This is a genomic window from Citrobacter sp. CRE-46, assembly GCF_059615875.1.
This window is the reverse complement of sequence record NZ_CM184341.1, coordinates 3,937,158-3,954,110: the sequence shown is the minus strand read 5'-3', so window position 1 is coordinate 3,954,110 and position 16,953 is coordinate 3,937,158. Positions and strand designations below refer to the sequence as shown.

General features: G+C 54.6%; 13 protein-coding genes. 8 read left to right on the top strand and 5 right to left on the bottom strand.

What is annotated here, in order from left to right; genetic code table 11:
• Positions 1 to 11: 11 nt before the first annotated feature.
• Positions 12 to 689, top strand: coding sequence for an AroM family protein (locus tag AC534G_RS19375; protein WP_038638130.1), 678 nt, complete (start codon positions 12 to 14; stop codon positions 687 to 689).
• A gap of 71 nt (positions 690 to 760) precedes the next feature.
• Complete coding sequence (gene ppnP / locus AC534G_RS19370; protein WP_038638136.1) at positions 761 to 1,045, top strand: pyrimidine/purine nucleoside phosphorylase; 285 nt, start codon at positions 761 to 763, stop codon at positions 1,043 to 1,045.
• Between the two features lie 50 nt (positions 1,046 to 1,095).
• On the opposite strand, the gene rdgC is transcribed toward ppnP, so the two are convergent.
• A complete protein-coding gene (rdgC, locus tag AC534G_RS19365; protein ID WP_003021479.1) occupies positions 1,096 to 2,007 on the bottom strand; it encodes a recombination-associated protein RdgC in 912 nt (303 codons plus the stop codon).
• Positions 2,008 to 2,098: 91 nt separating this feature from the next.
• On the opposite strand from rdgC, the gene mak reads away from it, so the two are divergent.
• Positions 2,099 to 3,007 (top strand): fructokinase, encoded by a 909-nt coding sequence (gene mak, locus AC534G_RS19360; protein ID WP_110498648.1) that lies wholly within the window; start codon positions 2,099 to 2,101, stop codon positions 3,005 to 3,007.
• 6 nt (positions 3,008 to 3,013) lie between these two features.
• Here the strand turns inward: mak and araJ are convergent, their stop codons facing one another.
• From araJ to sbcD, 3 genes are all read right to left on the bottom strand, one after another.
• Positions 3,014 to 4,183, bottom strand: a complete 1,170-nt coding sequence (gene araJ, locus AC534G_RS19355; RefSeq protein WP_110498848.1) for an MFS transporter AraJ — start codon at positions 4,181 to 4,183, stop codon at positions 3,014 to 3,016.
• 164 nt (positions 4,184 to 4,347) lie between these two features.
• The gene (gene sbcC / locus AC534G_RS19350; RefSeq protein WP_110498647.1) at positions 4,348 to 7,497 is read right to left on the bottom strand and encodes an exonuclease subunit SbcC; all 3,150 of its coding nucleotides are present in this window, start codon (positions 7,495 to 7,497) and stop codon (positions 4,348 to 4,350) included.
• A complete protein-coding gene (gene sbcD, locus AC534G_RS19345) occupies positions 7,494 to 8,696 on the bottom strand; it encodes an exonuclease subunit SbcD (protein ID WP_069323940.1) in 1,203 nt (400 codons plus the stop codon). Before sbcD ends, sbcC begins: the two co-directional genes overlap by 4 nt.
• 190 nt (positions 8,697 to 8,886) lie before the next feature.
• Between sbcD and phoB the strand changes: the two genes are divergently transcribed.
• The 5 genes from phoB to malZ all read left to right on the top strand — a co-directional run bounded on the left by phoB (position 8,887) and on the right by malZ (position 16,053).
• Entirely contained in the window at positions 8,887 to 9,576 is a 690-nt protein-coding gene (gene phoB / locus AC534G_RS19340) for a phosphate response regulator transcription factor PhoB (protein ID WP_069323941.1), read from the top strand.
• 50 nt (positions 9,577 to 9,626) lie between these two features.
• Complete coding sequence (gene phoR, locus AC534G_RS19335) at positions 9,627 to 10,922, top strand: phosphate regulon sensor histidine kinase PhoR (protein ID WP_069323942.1); 1,296 nt, start codon at positions 9,627 to 9,629, stop codon at positions 10,920 to 10,922.
• Between the two features lie 404 nt (positions 10,923 to 11,326).
• A complete protein-coding gene (gene brnQ / locus AC534G_RS19330) occupies positions 11,327 to 12,646 on the top strand; it encodes a branched-chain amino acid transporter carrier protein BrnQ (RefSeq protein ID WP_038638153.1) in 1,320 nt (439 codons plus the stop codon).
• A gap of 79 nt (positions 12,647 to 12,725) precedes the next feature.
• Positions 12,726 to 14,099, top strand: coding sequence for a proline-specific permease ProY (gene proY, locus AC534G_RS19325; protein ID WP_110498645.1), 1,374 nt, complete (start codon positions 12,726 to 12,728; stop codon positions 14,097 to 14,099).
• A 139-nt stretch (positions 14,100 to 14,238) separates the two neighbouring features.
• A complete protein-coding gene (gene malZ, locus AC534G_RS19320) occupies positions 14,239 to 16,053 on the top strand; it encodes a maltodextrin glucosidase (RefSeq protein ID WP_110498644.1) in 1,815 nt (604 codons plus the stop codon).
• Here the strand turns inward: malZ and AC534G_RS19315 are convergent.
• On the bottom strand, positions 16,047 to 16,949 hold the full coding sequence (locus AC534G_RS19315) for a LysR family transcriptional regulator (protein WP_085047650.1): 903 nt from the start codon (positions 16,947 to 16,949) through the stop codon (positions 16,047 to 16,049). The genes malZ and AC534G_RS19315 overlap by 7 nt on opposite strands.
• Between the last annotated feature and the right edge of the window lie 4 nt (positions 16,950 to 16,953).

Sequence of the window (16,953 nt, the reverse complement as noted above, 5' to 3'; positions counted from 1 at the left end):
TGGAGCAAAAAATGGGTACGTCGTTGGCTATCCTCACGATTGGCGTGGTGCCGATGCGTGAGGTGTTACCGCTCCTGACGGAATATATCGATGAGCAGCACATCACTCACCACAGTCTGCTGGGGCAGATGCGGCGAGAGGATGTGATGGCCGAGTACGGCGTCTCTCCCGGTGACGAGCCGCTTTTAACGCTGCTCAGCGACCATCAGCTTGCCCATGTTTCGCGCCAGAAAGTGGAACGATCACTACAAGGTATCGTAGAAGTACTCGATAATCAGGGCTTTGACGTGATCCTGCTGATGAGTACGGCCTCAATTGCCCGCCTGACCGCCCGTAAGAGTATGTTACTGGAACCTTTACGTATAATTCCTCCACTGGTCGCCTCGATTGTGGAAGGGCATCAGGTCGGGGTTCTTGTCCCCGTCACGGAATTGCTTAAAGCCCAGACGCAAAAATGGCAGGTGTTGCAAACGCCGCCAGTGTATGCCGTGGCGAATCCGATTCACGGTTCCGAACAACAACTGATTGATGCCGGTAAAGAATTGCTTGAGCAAGGCGCGGATGTGATCATGCTGGATTGTCTGGGTTTTAATCAACGTCATCGCGATTTACTGCAAAAATCGCTGGATGTCCCGGTTCTGCTGTCCAATGTGCTGATCGCCCGGCTGGCTTCGGAATTGCTTGCGTAATTTTGCGTGACAGGTGCAACGCCAGCCCCCTATATTGGTTGTTAACTTAATCACAAGATAGGGTCAGTTGTATGCTTCAAAGTAATGAATACTTTTCCGGCAAAGTAAAATCCATCGGTTTTACCAGCAGCAGTACTGGCCGTGCCAGTGTTGGCGTGATGGCTGAAGGCGAATACACCTTTGGTACTGCGGCGCCTGAAGAGATGACGGTCGTCAGCGGCGCACTGAACGTGCTGCTGCCGGGGGAAACTGAGTGGAAAGTCTATGCCGCAGGGGACGTGTTTAACGTACCAGGCAGCAGCGAGTTTCATCTGCAGGTGGCAGAGCCAACATCCTATCTTTGCCGCTACCTGTAAGCGTAAAAATGACGAATGGCGACATTGAGCCGCCATTCGGTAAACACGGCTTAACGTTGCGCTTCGCCGCCTAATCCTTCTACCAGACTTTTAATCAGCGCCGCCAGTTCGCCCGTCATCAGGATGAAATCGGCATCAAAACGCTGAGCGTAGTCCTCGCGGTCAATATCTTCGTTCTGATCGCGCAATTCGTCGCTAAACTTCAGACGCTTAATCGAGCCGTCGTCACACATAACGAACTGAATGCGCTGCTGCCAGTCCAGCGCCAGCTTGGTGACCAGTTTGCCCGCTTCGATATGTACGGCGATTTCGTCGCAGACCAGATCCTGTTTTTTCGCGCGGATCACGCCGCCGTCTTCAAGGATCGCTTTCAGTTCTGCTTCATCCAGCAACTGGAAGCCCTGCGCCGTTGTACCGGAGCGAACCCATTCGGTTAGCGTCAGCTCAATAGGGTTTTCCATCGTCAGCGGAACGACCGGCAGCGAGCCGAGGCTCTTACGCAGCAGCGCCAGCGTATCTTCCGCTTTCTTCGCGCTCGCACAATCAACCATGATCAGATCGTTAACGGTGTCGATCCACATCATCGTTTGGCTGAAGCGGCTAAAGGCGCGCGGCAGCAATGAGTGCAGAACTTCATCTTTCAGCGAGTCTTTTTCGGTCTTCTTAAGCTTGCGACCTTGCTCAGCTTCCAGTTTGAATATTTTGGCTTCCAGCGCCTGTTTGATAACCGGCGACGGCAGAATTTTTTCTTCTTTGCGGGCGCAGATAATAATTTGGCCATTGGCGGTATGCGTTAATGCATCGCTGTGCGATCCCATCGGCGGAACCCAGCCCATTTTTGCCATATCCTGGCTACCGCAAGGGGTGAACGTCATTGATGCCAGCTGTTTTTCCATCTCTTCGGCACGCAAAGAAACATCGCGGCTAAGACGGTAAACCATTAAATTTTTGAACCACAGCATGATAATTTCCACGGCCTTGTCGTTAAATCCAGCGGGCATGATAGCGAATTGTCGCTATGCTTGCATTGTTAATCGGGAAGAGGAGCAAACAGTGCGTATAGGTATCGATTTGGGCGGTACAAAAACGGAAGTTATTGCGCTTGGCGATGCAGGCGAGCAGCTTTTTCGCCATCGCCTGCCCACACCGCGTGAGGATTATCAGCAAACGATAGAAACCATTGCTGCGCTGGTGGTGATGGCGGAGCAGGCTACCGGGCAAACGGGAACCGTGGGGATGGGGATCCCTGGTTCAATTTCGCCTTACACTGGGGTAGTCAAGAATGCCAACTCAACCTGGCTTAACGGGCAACCCTTTGATAAAGACTTAAGTATGCGTTTGAACCGTGAAGTGCGCCTGGCGAATGATGCCAATTGCCTGGCGGTTTCTGAAGCGGTGGATGGCGCGGCGGCAGGGGCGCAAACCGTATTTGCGGTAATTATTGGCACCGGATGCGGCGCGGGTGTGGCGTTGAATGGTCGGGCGCACACGGGTGGCAACGGTACCGCGGGCGAGTGGGGGCATAATCCGCTGCCGTGGATGGACGAAGATGAGCTGCGTTATCGCCAGGAAGTACCCTGCTATTGCGGCAAGCAAGGCTGCATTGAAACCTTTATTTCCGGGACCGGTTTTGCCACCGACTACCAGCGTCTGAGCGGTAAGTCGCTCAAGGGCAGCGACATTATCGATCTGGTTAACGTGCGGGATGCGGTGGCGGAGCAGGCATTGAGCCGCTATGAGCTGCGTCTGGCAAAATCGCTGGCGCATGTGGTGAATATTCTCGATCCGGACGTCATTGTACTGGGTGGGGGAATGAGTAATGTCGACAGGCTATATCAAAACGTTCCCACGTTGATGAAGCAATTTGTCTTTGGCGGCGAGTGTGAAACGCCCCTACGCAAGGCGCTGCATGGTGACTCCAGCGGCGTACGCGGTGCGGCCTGGCTGTGGCCGCAGGCGTAATCTGTTTTACGTCGCGGCTGCAACTTGTTGCACGCCGCGCTTCAGGTAGCCGTAAATCAGCAGCGATGACATGGCGGAGAACGACAGCAACGCAGCCGGCAGCGTCACATAGTTGTAGGCAAAGCCCAGCGTCAGCATCATACCGCCGCACCAGGCGCCAATTGCGCTACCGAGGTTAAAGGCAATTTGTCCGCCTGCCGCGCCCAGTAGTTCACCTCCTTTGGCATTTTGCAGCAGCAAAATTTGCAGCGGCGCCGATAGGGCGAACAGGCCCGCGCAGCAAATAAAGGCGAAGGTCAGCGATGCGGCTTTGATACCGCCAAAAACAAAAAGCAGCAGCAGAACCAGCACAATGGTGAAGTCGGTTATTACCGCAATGCGCAGCGGCGTATAGCGGCCAGAAAGCTGACCGCTCAACAGATTCCCTAATACCATCCCCAATCCCACCAGCATCATGATGAAGGTCATCAGCGCCTCGGAAAAGCCGGAGATGTACATCATGTACGGCTTGACGTAGCTGAACCAGGCGAAAACCCCGGCGTTGCCAAACATGGTGGCGGAAAAGATCAACCACGGGGCGGGGCTTTTCAAAAAGTGAAATTGCTCGCGCAGATTCCCTTTCGCTTCATCGCTGATGTTGGGCACCCAAAAAGATATCGAGACAATAACGGCGATATTAAAGACGGCAATCAGCAGGAACGTATAGCGCCAGCTAAATTCCTGGCTCAGCCAGGTACCGACGGGAATGCCAATCAGATTGGCAACGGTCATCCCTGAAACCATGCCCGCGACGGCGGCGGTGACTTTTCCTGGGCGCGCCAGCTTCGACAGAATAATAGCTCCAACGCCAAAAAATGCGCCGTGCGGGAAGCCGGAAACCAGCCTGCCCACCGCCAACATAAAATACGAGGAGGAAAGGGTGAAGATGGCGTTGCCAATCACGCACAGCGTGACCAGAAACAGCAGAATATGCTTAAGCGAAAAGCGGCTGGAAAAGAGCGCAATAATCGGCGCGCCCAACACTACGCCAAAGGCGTAAAACGAAATCATATGACCAGCGGCCGGGATAGAAATGCCCACGTCCCGCGCCAGCTCGGTGAGTACCCCCATGATGCCGAACTCGGCCATGCCCAGCCCAAATGTCCCCAGCGCTAAAGAGAAAACGACTTTTTTCATACCACCTGCCAACAAGAAAGACGCCGGATGTGCGTCATAGCGGCGAACGTTCGCCGCCAACAGAGATAGCTTGCGGATAAGCGAAGTGGAATGCCATTTCATATCCGTCTTTGAGTATGCAATATTGTGCTACATATTGTGCCGGATAGCTCCGGCCTGGAGATTTATGCTGATCCCACCGCAAACAGCTTGTCGAGTTTGCTGTAGCCCAGCCCGTTGATTTTTTTAACCTTGATCTGCACCGGAATGCGTTCTTTCATCGCTTCAACGTGGCTGATCACTCCAATGGTTTTGCCGGTGGCGTTCAGCGCATCCAGCGCGTCCAGCGCGGTATCCAGCGTTTCGCTGTCCAGCGTGCCGAAACCTTCATCGAGGAACAGGGAGTCAATTCGCGTTTTGTGGCTGACCAAATCGGATAACGCCAGCGCCAGCGCCAGACTCACGAGGAAGCTCTCGCCGCCGGAAAGCGTACGGGTGTCGCGCACGGCATCGGCCTGCCAGGTATCAACCACTTCCAGCTCCAGCGCTTCGCTGGCCTTACGCTTTAACAGATAGCGACCATGCAAACGAGTGAGTTGGTTGTTGGCAAGCCACACCAGGTTATCCAGTGTCAGTCCCTGGGCAAACTTGCGGAATTTATCTCCCTCTTTCGAGCCGATCAGCGCATTCAGATAGCCCCAGTCTTCAACCTGCTGCGTGACGTTTTCAATCTCCTGCATCAGCGCCTGCTGCTGCTGGCGATGTTCAGTATCCTGTTTCAGCTGCTGGCGAATTTCGCCCTGACGCGTGGTATTTTCCCGTAGCTGCTGGGTGAGCTGCGCCAGCGCGTCGCGAAGCTGTTGTGCCGTGAGCGTGAGATCCGCCCCGGTTGGCAACTGCTGGTGATGGCTCGCCAGCGCCTGCTGAGCCTGATTAAGCAGCGTTTGTGCCTGCTGCTGCTGCTTTTCCAGCGATTGCGTTAACTGCTCCAGACGGCTAAAGGTTTCTTCATCCAGCAGTGCGGCAACAAAGGCGTCACGATCGGCAAAGATGCTGGCCTGCAGTGCGGCATCAAACTGTGCCTGAATTTCTGCGGCGCGCTGTAGGTCCTGCGCCTCCTGCTGTTGCAAGGTTTGCCACTGGCCTTGTAAAGACAGGCAATCGTCATGCACCTGTCGCCAGTTTTCCAGCGACAGATTCTCAGTACTTGCAGACAGCGTATCGCTCTCAGGCAGCGTTTCCAGCAACGGCGTGAGCTGAGCTATTCGCGCCTGTAACTCGGTGAGTTCGTTCTGGCGCTGCTGCCACATTTGCGCTTCTCTCGCCCGCTCACTCAGCCACGAATTAGCGTCATCTGCAGCAGGAAGGGACAGTCCATGGCGGGCCAGCTCGGCGGTTAACGTCGCCTGGCGCTGGTCAATTTGCTGCTGGAGCTGGGTAATCTGCTCGGTATGCGCCGTGATTTGCGCCTGCAGGGTATGACGCAGGCTCAACTGGTGAAGTTGTTGTTCGTATTCTTCCTGGGCGGCAAACCACGGGGCGATATCATCCTGCGGTTGCAGCGTCACGCTAAGGCTGGTAGTGACTGTCTGCCACTCTTGAGTAAGCGCTTGCTCCTCTTGAGAAAGCGTCTGTGCTTCACGCTCATCGCGCTGGAGTTGCTGGGTTATGGCCTCAAGCTGACCGCGTAACGTTGAGCCCTCATCAGCCAGGGTTTTAACCTCTTTTTCCAGTGCTTCACGTCGTGCCTGATTAACACTCAGTTCGAGCGTTTGATAGCGCTCAATCGCCGGATGCGTGGTGGAGCCGCACAGCGGACAAGGCATGCCGGATTGCAATAATGCCCGCTGGCTTTCCAAATCTTTGATGCGGGCTTCCTGCTCGCAAATGATCCTCACATCGGCAAGCTGCTGATTTTTATCTTTATAGCGCTGACGTTTTTCGGCAAGCACCGCGTTGCGCTGCGTTAGCTCTTGCTGACGTTGCACCAGCGTCGCGCGTAACTGCGCCAGCTGCTTTTGCTTCGGGGCGATTTGCCCATGCAGATTGCTCAGACGTTGGCGTAACGGACGGAGCTGCACATGTTGCGCCAGCGCCGCCGTGACCTCCTGCGGCGAAAGTGTCAGCGTGGGAAGCGCCAGCGCATCCAGTTTACGCGTGTCGTTTTCCCGTAATTGCTGCCACTGGCGTAGCTGGGCGCTGGCGTCGGAGTGTTGCGCCAGCAGGGCCTTCCACCCAGCCAGTTCGCTGCCCCACAAGCGGAAGCGATCATGTTCGTTCAGCCAGTCGATTAACGTCTGTTGTCCGGCGAGCAAGGCGGTCGACTGCGTGTGCGCCTGCTGACGGATGCGCCCGCGCAGCGCTAAGCTGCTTTGTAAGCGAGCATTCACTTCCTGAATATTCTGCCGCGTACGCGCTATCGTAGCCGTTTGTTCCTGGATTCGCTCCCAGTGAGGGCGTAACGCTCTGGCCGGTTGTGCCAGACTCAGCGCCGCCAGCTGTGGCTGCGCGTCTTCTTGCGCCTGTTTTGCGGCCTGTAACGCCTGTTGGTGACGGTTGATTTCTGCCTGTAGCTCATTTTGCCGAATGAGCCAGTTGAGATGCTGTTGCTGAGTCTGCTGGCTTGCAAGGTGTTGTTTTTCCTCGTCAGTAAGTACCTGCAAACTCTCTGTCAGGGACTGCACCTGCTCCGCAGCGAGCAGTGCCACGCCGTTGGCCTGCGCCTGCAGTTTTTCCAGCTCTGTACGCGCTGCTTTATGCTTTTCAAACACCATGGCGGAAATTTGGCCGTAGATCTCAGTCCCCGTCAGCTCTTCCAGCAGTTCGGCACGCTCTTTCGGTTTGGCATTTAGAAATGCGGCAAATTGCCCCTGAGACAGCAGCATCGAACGGGTGAAACGACCGTAATCCAGCCCGGTAAGTTCGGCGGTCATTTCCAGCTTGTCTTTGACTTTATCGGCGAGGATTTTACCGTCGGCGCAGCGGGCAAGTTCTACGCGCGGAGCCTGTAGGTTGCCTTCAGGCTGATTGCGCGCGCGGTTCTGGCTCCAGAATGCGCGATAGGCTTCGCCCCGGACTTCGAACTCGACCTCGGCCAGACACTCGGCGGTGTCGCGGGTCATCAGATCGTTTTGCGATTGAGACACGGTATTGAGCCGCGGCGTTTCGTGATACAGCGCGAGACAAATGGCGTCCAGCAGGGTGGTTTTTCCCGCGCCCGTTGGACCCGTGATGGCGAACAGCCCATTGCTGGCAAAGGGCTCAGCCGTGAAATCGACTTTCCATTCTCCTTTCAGAGAATTGAGGTTTTTCAAACGCAGGCTGAGAATTTTCATGCTTCGGTCTCCCCGGCAAGCGTGTGTAAGGTGGTGCTAAACAGTTGATTCAGGCGCTCGCGTTGCGATTCTTCGAGTTCTTCCAGCGCCAGGCGACGGGCAAAAACGTCCGTCACGCTCAGCTCGCTTAGCGTTTCACGTCGTTCATTCGCCATAATACGTTCGCGCTGTTCCCGGCTACGGCGCACCAATAACACCTCTACCGGTAAATCTTCGGTTAATGCCTGAATCTTACGCTGCATGTCGTGCAGATAGTCATCGGTGGTGATTTCGATATCTAACCAGACTGGCGGTTCCTGCTGCACACCGCGCCACTGCTCTAGTTGGGCGGTAATCGCGGCTAAATCACCTTTCAGCACCGCCAACGGCTGGGTGACCGGTACGGTGAGGTGTTCAACAGCGCTCAGCTTGCCGTTTTCGAAGCTCACCAGATGGACGCATTTGCTTTTGCCGCACTCGTCAAAACTGAGCGCAATTGGCGAACCGCAGTAGCGAATATGCTCTGTTCCGCCGATAACCTGCGCCCGATGAATATGTCCCAGCGCGATGTAATCGGCGGGTGGAAAGTTTTGCGCCGGAAAGGCGTCCAGCGTACCAATATAAATGTCACGTACAGCGTCACTTTTACTGGCGCCAACGGTGGTCAGATGCCCGGTCGCAATGATGGGCAGATTCTGGTCGCCGCGCAGCGTACAGGCGTCATGATATTGCTGTTGGTAATAGTCGGTGATAGCCGATAGCAAATGCTGCTGTTTCTCTTGTCCCGTTAGCCCGGCCTGGCTGGTAATGATGTCACGCGGGCGTAAAAAAGGCACCGGACACAGGATCGCGCCCGGCGTGCCGTCGCGTTGAGACAGCACCTGCGGCGCATGGCCAGCGCTGGCGATCACTGTGGTATTGAGAAACGCCAGAATATCGCGGGATTCGTTGAGCGTGGCGACGGAGTCGTGGTTACCTGCCAACACCACCAGATGACAGCCGGTTTGCTGCAGATTAACGACAAAACGGTTATACAGCTCACGGGCATAGCTTGGCGGTGAGCCGGTATCGAAAATATCGCCCGCCACAATAATGGCATCCACCTGCTGGGATTGTGCCGTTTCCAGCAGCCAGTCGAGAAAGGCCTGATGTTCAGCGGCGCGGCTCTTGCTGTAGAAATTTTGGCCCAGATGCCAGTCAGACGTGTGAAGGATGCGCATAAGAGTTCCATGACGATAAAACAGTGGCGGGGATTATAACCCTGCAAGGACGGTAATATCTTGTTTAAGGGCTGTCATAATTCGCGGGGCTGCGTTAAACCTGGACTATCTTTTCATAAATCTGTCATAAAACTGACGCATAATGGCACCGTATTGATGGCAAACGATTTAATTATAAACAGGGCAAATCATGGCGAGACGTATTCTGGTCGTAGAAGATGAAGCTCCAATTCGTGAAATGGTCTGCTTCGTGCTCGAGCAAAACGGTTTTCAAACCGTAGAAGCCGAAGACTATGACAGTGCTGTGAACCAACTCAATGAACCCTGGCCGGATCTCGTCCTGCTTGACTGGATGCTACCCGGCGGCTCGGGCCTACAGTTTATTAAACATCTCAAGCGCGAAGCGATGACGCGGGATATTCCCGTCATGATGCTGACGGCGAGGGGAGAAGAGGAAGATCGTGTACGGGGTCTGGAAACGGGCGCGGATGATTATATTACCAAGCCGTTTTCTCCCAAGGAGCTGGTGGCGCGTATTAAAGCTGTTCTGCGTCGTATTTCCCCCATGGCGGTGGAAGAGGTTATTGAGATGCAGGGGCTGAGCCTTGACCCAACCTCGCATCGCGTGATGACCGGCGAGGATCCATTGGATATGGGGCCGACAGAATTCAAACTGTTGCACTTCTTTATGACCCACCCTGAACGCGTCTATAGCCGTGAGCAATTACTCAATCATGTCTGGGGTACCAATGTGTACGTGGAAGACCGGACAGTGGATGTGCATATCCGCCGCTTGCGTAAAGCGCTGGAGCACAGTGGACATGATCGTATGGTGCAGACGGTTCGTGGGACGGGATATCGTTTTTCGACCCGCTTCTGACTAACATGAATAGGGGCCTGACGGATTAGGCTGTTAATGGAGTAAGACGTTTGCTAGAACGATTGTCATGGAAAAGGCTGGTACTGGAGCTGATCCTCTGCTGCATACCGGCGTTTATCCTTAGCGCTTTTTTTGGTTACCTGCCCTGGTTTTTGCTGGCGTCGGTAACCGGCCTGCTTGTCTGGCATTTCTGGAATTTATTACGCTTGTCCTGGTGGTTATGGGTCGACAGAAGCATGACCCCGCCGCCGGGGCGCGGAAGTTGGGAGCCGTTGCTGTATGGGCTGCATCAAATGCAGCTGCGCAACAAAAAGCGCCGTCGGGAACTGGGTAATCTGATTAAACGTTTTCGCAGTGGGGCGGAATCGCTACCCGACGCGGTGGTGTTGACGACTGAAGAGGGGGGCATTTTCTGGTGTAACGGCCTGGCCCAGCAGGTTCTGGGACTGCGCTGGCCGGACGATAGCGGGCAAAATATACTTAACCTGCTGCGCTACCCGGAATTCACGCAATATCTGAAAACGCGTGATTTTAGTCGGCCAATCAATCTGGTGCTCAATACCGGACGGCATCTGGAGATTCGCGTGATGCCCTATACCGATAAGCAATTGCTGATGGTCGCGCGCGATGTTACCCAGATGCACCAACTGGAAGGTTCGCGGCGTAACTTTTTCGCCAACGCCAGCCATGAGTTGCGTACGCCGCTGACGGTGCTACAAGGTTATCTGGAAATGATGCAGGAGCATCCGCTGGAAGGAACGACGCGTGAAAAAGCGCTGCATACCATGCGTGAGCAAACGTACCGCATGGAAGGGCTGGTGAAGCAGTTGCTGACGTTGTCGAAAATAGAGGCCGCGCCAGCGCTACTGCTTAATGAGAAGGTGGACGTGCCGATGATGCTGCGCGTGGTTGAACACGAGGCGCACACGCTGAGTCAGAATAATCATACGTTTACTTTTGATATTGATAGCCACCTGAGCGTGCGGGGAAATGAGGAGCAACTGCGTAGCGCGATTTCGAATCTTGTGTATAACGCGGTGAACCATACCCCCGCGGGTACGCACATCACCGTGCGCTGGCAGCATGTTGCCTCTGGGGCGGAATTTAGCGTCGAGGACAATGGGCCTGGTATTGCTGCGGAGCATATTCCTCGTTTGACCGAACGCTTCTATCGCGTGGACAAAGCGCGATCCCGACAAACGGGCGGGAGTGGACTGGGTCTGGCCATCGTGAAACATGCTCTGCAACATCACGATAGCCGCCTGAATATCGAAAGTACGCCAGGCAAAGGGACGCGATTTAGTTTCGTCATCCCGGAACGTTTAATGGCCAAAAGTAACGATTAACCCGTATTCGTAAGATAATCTTTCCAAAAGCCAGCGCGAGCTGGTTTTTTTATGTGGTCAATAGTTACATCCTGAATTTTGCGACGTTTGATTGTTTTTTGTTCGAACTATTACCCATACCTTTTTCCATGAAATGGTTTTTTGTGCTAACTGCATTTTTCATATCGCTATATTGTTCTGGTTTTTGGATCCCACCTTGCTTTAAAACGTTATAAGCGTTTAAATTGCGCTCCAGATGCTGTCATACCGACTGCATTTACGCGGTAAATCGAAAAACTATTCTTCGCCGCGCCAGGTCGGGAGTGTTTCCCGCTGGAATTGAGCAAAAATGCCGCTGTATTGTCCCCCAGGGAAAGGCAAAAATTTATTATTTTCAACACCACATCCACAGGCTGTAAGACTTTATGACCCATCAGTTAAAATCGCGCGATATTATCGCTTTGGGATTTATGACATTTGCACTGTTCGTTGGTGCAGGTAACATCATCTTCCCCCCAATGGTTGGTTTGCAGGCAGGCGAACACGTCTGGACTGCGGCTTTTGGCTTTTTGATTACCGCCGTTGGTCTTCCGGTACTTACCGTTGTCGCGCTGGCGAAAGTCGGTGGCGGTGTGGACAGCCTGAGTACGCCTATCGGTAAGGTTGCTGGGTTGCTGCTGGCTACCGTCTGCTATCTGGCGGTTGGTCCATTGTTCGCGACGCCGCGTACCGCAACGGTCTCTTTCGAAGTCGGGATTGCGCCGCTGACCGGTGACTCTGCACTGCCGCTGTTCATCTACAGCGTGGTCTATTTTGCGATTGTTATTTTGGTGTCGCTGTATCCAGGCAAACTGCTGGATACCGTCGGCAACTTCCTTGCTCCGCTGAAAATCCTTGCGCTGGTGGTACTGTCTGTCGCCGCGATTGTCTGGCCGGCAGGCCCGATCAGCAATGCGATGGAAGCCTATCAAACCGCAGCATTTTCGAATGGTTTCGTAAATGGTTATCTGACCATGGATACGCTGGGCGCGATGGTATTTGGTATTGTTATTGTTAACGCCGCCCGCTCGCGTGGCGTTACCGAGTCGCGTCTGCTGACCCGTTACACCGTTTGGGCTGGTTTGATGGCGGGTGTGGGCTTAACGCTGCTGTACCTTGCGTTGTTCCGTCTGGGCTCCGATAGCGCAATTCTGGTCGATCAGTCAGCTAACGGCGCGGCGATTCTGCATGCGTATGTTCAGCACACCTTTGGCGGCGCAGGAAGCTTCCTGCTGGCGGCGCTGATTTTCATCGCCTGTCTGGTGACTGCGGTTGGCCTGACCTGCGCGTGCGCAGAGTTCTTTGCCCAGTACGTTCCACTGTCTTATCGTACGCTGGTATTTATCCTCGGCGGCTTCTCAATGGTGGTCTCTAACCTGGGGCTGAGCCATCTGATTCAGATCTCTATTCCGGTGCTGACGGCTATCTATCCGCCATGTATCGCACTGGTTGTATTAAGTTTTACCCGCTCATGGTGGCATAATTCTTCCCGCGTCATTGCACCTGCGATGTTTATCAGCCTGATTTTTGGTATCCTTGATGGCATTAAAGCTTCTGCAATTGGCGACGTGTTACCGGCCTGGACCCAGCGTTTACCGCTGGCGGAACAAGGGCTGGCGTGGTTGATGCCAACAGTCGTGATGGTGATCCTGGCAATTATCTGGGATCGCGCCGCGGGTCGACAAGTGACCTCCAGCGCGCACTAATCACTGACAATAAGTTTTAACCACGGGGCTATTAATATGGCCCCGTGGTTTTTTTATTGTGTTAACAGGTTAGGAATCGATGGAAAGTAATAACAAGCTAAAGCGTGGGCTGAGCACCCGGCACATTCGCTTTATGGCATTAGGTTCGGCAATTGGCACCGGGCTGTTTTACGGCTCTGCCGACGCGATCAAAATGGCGGGGCCGAGCGTGTTGCTGGCCTATATTATCGGTGGCGCTGCGGCATATATCATCATGCGCGCGCTGGGCGAAATGTCTGTGCATAATCCTGCAGCCAGCTCTTTCTCGCGCTATGCGCAGGAAAACCTCGGGCCGTTGGCGGGTTACATTACCGGCTGGACCTACTGTTTTGAAATCCTGATTGTCGCTATTGCCGACGTTACTGCCTTCGGCATTTACATGGGGGTCTGGTTCCCGGCGGTACCGCACTGGATATGGGTACTCAGCGTGGTGCTGATTATTTGCGCCATCAACCTGATGAGCGTGAAGGTGTTTGGCGAGCTGGAGTTCTGGTTCTCGTTCTTTAAAGTCGCCACTATTATCATCATGATTGTCGCCGGGTTCGGCATCATCATTTGGGGCATTGGCAACGGCGGTCAACCTACCGGTATCCATAACCTGTGGAGTAACGGCGGCTTCTTTAGCAACGGCTGGCTCGGCATGGTGATGTCGCTACAAATGGTGATGTTCGCTTACGGCGGGATAGAGATTATCGGTATTACTGCAGGTGAAGCGAAAGACCCGGAAAAATCTATTCCGCGTGCTATCAATTCCGTACCGATGCGTATCCTGGTATTTTACGTGGGGACGCTGTTCGTCATTATGTCTATTTACCCGTGGAACCAGGTTGGCACCGACGGGAGTCCGTTCGTCCTGACGTTCCAGCATATGGGCATTACCTTTGCCGCCGGGATCCTCAACTTTGTGGTTCTCACCGCATCGCTGTCGGCTATCAACTCTGACGTCTTCGGCGTGGGGCGTATGCTGCATGGTATGGCGGAGCAGGGCAGTGCGCCAAAAATGTTCGCCAAGACGTCGCGTCGCGGTGTGCCATGGATCACAGTGATGGTGATGACTATCGCGCTGCTGTTTGCGGTTTATCTTAACTACATCATGCCGGAAAACGTCTTCCTGGTGATCGCCTCACTGGCGACCTTCGCCACGGTGTGGGTGTGGATTATGATCCTGCTGTCGCAGATTGCCTTCCGCCGCCGTCTGCCGCCGGAAGAGGTCAAGGCGCTGAAATTTAAAGTACCTGGTGGGGTAACAACGACCGTTGTTGGCCTGATTTTCCTCGTCTTTATCATCGCGCTTATCGGCTACCATCCGGATACCCGCATTTCACTGTATGTTGGTTTCGCGTGGATTGCCCTGCTGCTGGTGGGGTGGGTATTTAAACGCCGCCGCGAGCGTCAACTGGCTGAAGCACAGTAATTTTTTGCCGGGTAACGCGTCGCGTCGCCCGGCAATTTTCTCCTCCCCCGAACTCCTCCCCTAATAAACGTTAAGATGATGAGTGATCCTGCTCTTTGCTATGGCAAGGTGGCTTCATTTTCATCAAAGGGGATACGTGATGTTGAACGCCTGGCACCTTCCGGTTGCCCCATTTGTTAAGCAAAACAAAGATCAACTGACAATTACGCTGTGGCTGGCCGGGGAAAATCCACCTCAGCGGGTGACGCTACGCGCAGAAAACGATAACGAAGAGATTTCGCTCTCCATGCACAAGCTGCGCAGCCAGCCGCAGCCGGGCGTGACCGCGTGGCGAGCGGCGATCGATCTTGCCAGCGGCCAACCTCGTCGGCGCTATAGCTTTAAATTATTGTGGCCCGATCGTCAGCTGTGGTTTACACCGCAGGGATTCAGCCGTTTTCCGCCTGCGCGTCTGGAGCAGTTTGCTGTTGATGTGCCGGATAACGGTCCGCAGTGGGTAGCTGACCAGATTTTCTATCAGATTTTCCCGGATCGCTTTGCCCGCAGCCAGTCGCGTGAGCCGGCTCCAAACGTCTATTACCACCACGCAGCCGGGCATGACATCGTGCGTCGCGAGTGGGATGAACCGCTGACCGCTCAGGCCGGAGGATCGACATTTTATGGCGGCGATTTAGACGGCATCAGCGAAAAGCTGCCGTATCTGAAAACGTTAGGGGTGACGGCGCTGTATCTGAACCCGGTATTTACCGCGCCGAGCGTGCATAAATACGATACCGAAGATTACCGTCATGTTGATCCACAGTTTGGCGGCGACAACGCGCTGCTGCGCTTGCGTCACAACACGCAACAGCAGGGCATGCGTCTGATTCTGGACGGTGTCTTTAACCACAGCGGCGATTCACACCCCTGGTTTGATCGGCATAACCGTGGGACGGATGGGGCGTGTTACAACCCGCACTCCCCCTGGCGTGACTGGTATCATTTCTCTGCCGACGGTGTGGCGCTTGACTGGCTGGGCTATGCCAGCCTACCCAAGCTGGATTTTTGTTCGCAAAGCCTGGTCAATGAGATTTATCGTGGGGAAGACAGTATCGTTCGTCACTGGCTGAAAGCACCGTGGAGTATGGACGGCTGGCGTCTTGATGTCGTGCATATGCTGGGAGAGGGCGGCGGGGCGCGCAACAACCTGCACCATGTGGCGGGGATTACGCAGGCGGCAAAAGAAACCCAGCCTGAAGCGTATGTTGTGGGTGAACATTTTGGTGATGCGCGCCAGTGGTTGCAGGCGGATGCAGAAGATGCCGCCATGAACTATCGCGGTTTTACTTTCCCCATCTGGGGATTTCTGGCCAATACGGATATCTCCTACGACCCGCAATCTATTGATGCCCAAACCTGTATGGCGTGGATGGATAACTACCGCGCGGGTCTGTCGCATCAGCAGCAACTGCGGATGTTCAATCAGCTCGACAGCCACGATACCGCCCGTTTTAAATCCTTGCTTGGCAAAGACGTGGCGCGTTTACCGTTGGCGGTGGTATGGCTGTTTACCTGGCCTGGCGTGCCTTGTATTTATTACGGTGACGAGGTGGGGCTGGACGGTAATAACGACCCGTTCTGTCGTAAGCCGTTCCCGTGGCAACCTGAAAAACAGGACACTCATTTGCTTGAGCTGTATCAGCGGCTGGCAAAATTACGCCATCAAAGCCAGGCGTTACGCCATGGCGGTTGTCAGGTGATTTACGCCGAAGATAACGTGGTCGTGTTTGTGCGGGTGCTCAACCGCCAGCGCGTGCTGGTGGCGATTAACCGTGGTCAGGCCTGTGAAGTGGTCCTGCCAGCCTCGCCACTACTGCGTGTCGCTCAATGGCAGCACAAAGAGGGTAACGGCCTGCTCGCTGACGATATCCTGACGCTGCCGGCGATCTCCGCCACGGTGTGGATCGGTCATTGATACAAGCGCGCAATCTCCGGGCTCGCCAGCAGCGTTTCTCGCCACCAGCGCTGCGCCAGCCCGTCGCGGCTGTTACGCCATGCCATATAGGCCACATCTTTTTGGCGAAATGAGATGACCGTTTTTTCCACCAGTTCGCCTGTGGCAAGCCACGGGCTGGCAATGTGGCGGGGAAGAAATCCGCAGCCCATGCCGGCTCGCAGTAACATCACCTTACTGTGGAAGTCATCGACGCGAATCTGCGCCTGCTCGTCCATCAGATTGGTTTGCAGCGGATGGCAAAAGCGGGCGCTGTCGCTGATAACAATGGCCCGATGCAGGCACAGCTGTTCGTTTGTCAGGCCATCTGGCGCGGCGGCCAGCGGATGTTCGGGTGCCACGACAAATACATTATCCAGCGTGCCGAGCATTTTGTAGGACCAGGCGGCTGACGTTGGCGGTTCATTAATCGCCCCCAGAATGATGTCTGCGCCATTATGGGTCAGTTCCTCCCAGGAGCCTGCCAGCGTATGGTGGGTAAAACTCAGCCGGGTTTGCTTATTCAGCGCGTGAAATTCATCAATAATGGGCAGCAGCGTGGCGAAAGGAAAAGAGTCGTCCAGCGCGATTGCCAGCTCTTTTTCCCAGCCTGAACTCAGCTGTACCGCCTGCTTTTCGAGATCTTTGGCCGCACTCAGCAGCAAACGTCCCTTTTCCAGCATCATCAGCCCGGTGTCGGTAAATTTCGCCCGGTGCCCGGAGCGGTCAAGCAGCTCAATATTCAAATCGCTTTCCAGCTTCTGAATCATATAGCTGAGTGCCGCAGGGGTTTTAAACAGCGATTCGGCTGCTGCGGCAAATGAACCCTGTTTGTCGAGTGCGTCGAGGATGAGCAAAACATCCAGATTGATGCGCATAAGC

Bases quoted from the DNA above. Each gene is read 5' to 3' on its own strand.
- AC534G_RS19375 (WP_038638130.1), top strand. From the start codon at position 12: ATGGGTACGTCGTTGGCTATCCTCACGATTGGCGTGGTGCCGATGCGT.
- ppnP (WP_038638136.1), top strand. From the start codon at position 761: ATGCTTCAAAGTAATGAATACTTTTCCGGCAAAGTAAAATCCATCGGT.
- rdgC (WP_003021479.1), bottom strand. From the start codon at position 2,007: ATGCTGTGGTTCAAAAATTTAATGGTTTACCGTCTTAGCCGCGATGTT.
- araJ (WP_110498848.1), bottom strand. From the start codon at position 4,183: ATGAAAAAAGTCGTTTTCTCTTTAGCGCTGGGGACATTTGGGCTGGGC.
- sbcC (WP_110498647.1), bottom strand. From the start codon at position 7,497: ATGAAAATTCTCAGCCTGCGTTTGAAAAACCTCAATTCTCTGAAAGGA.
- sbcD (WP_069323940.1), bottom strand. From the start codon at position 8,696: ATGCGCATCCTTCACACGTCTGACTGGCATCTGGGCCAAAATTTCTAC.
- phoB (WP_069323941.1), top strand. From the start codon at position 8,887: ATGGCGAGACGTATTCTGGTCGTAGAAGATGAAGCTCCAATTCGTGAA.
- brnQ (WP_038638153.1), top strand. From the start codon at position 11,327: ATGACCCATCAGTTAAAATCGCGCGATATTATCGCTTTGGGATTTATG.
- proY (WP_110498645.1), top strand. From the start codon at position 12,726: ATGGAAAGTAATAACAAGCTAAAGCGTGGGCTGAGCACCCGGCACATT.
- malZ (WP_110498644.1), top strand. From the start codon at position 14,239: ATGTTGAACGCCTGGCACCTTCCGGTTGCCCCATTTGTTAAGCAAAAC.
- AC534G_RS19315 (WP_085047650.1), bottom strand. From the start codon at position 16,949: ATGCGCATCAATCTGGATGTTTTGCTCATCCTCGACGCACTCGACAAA.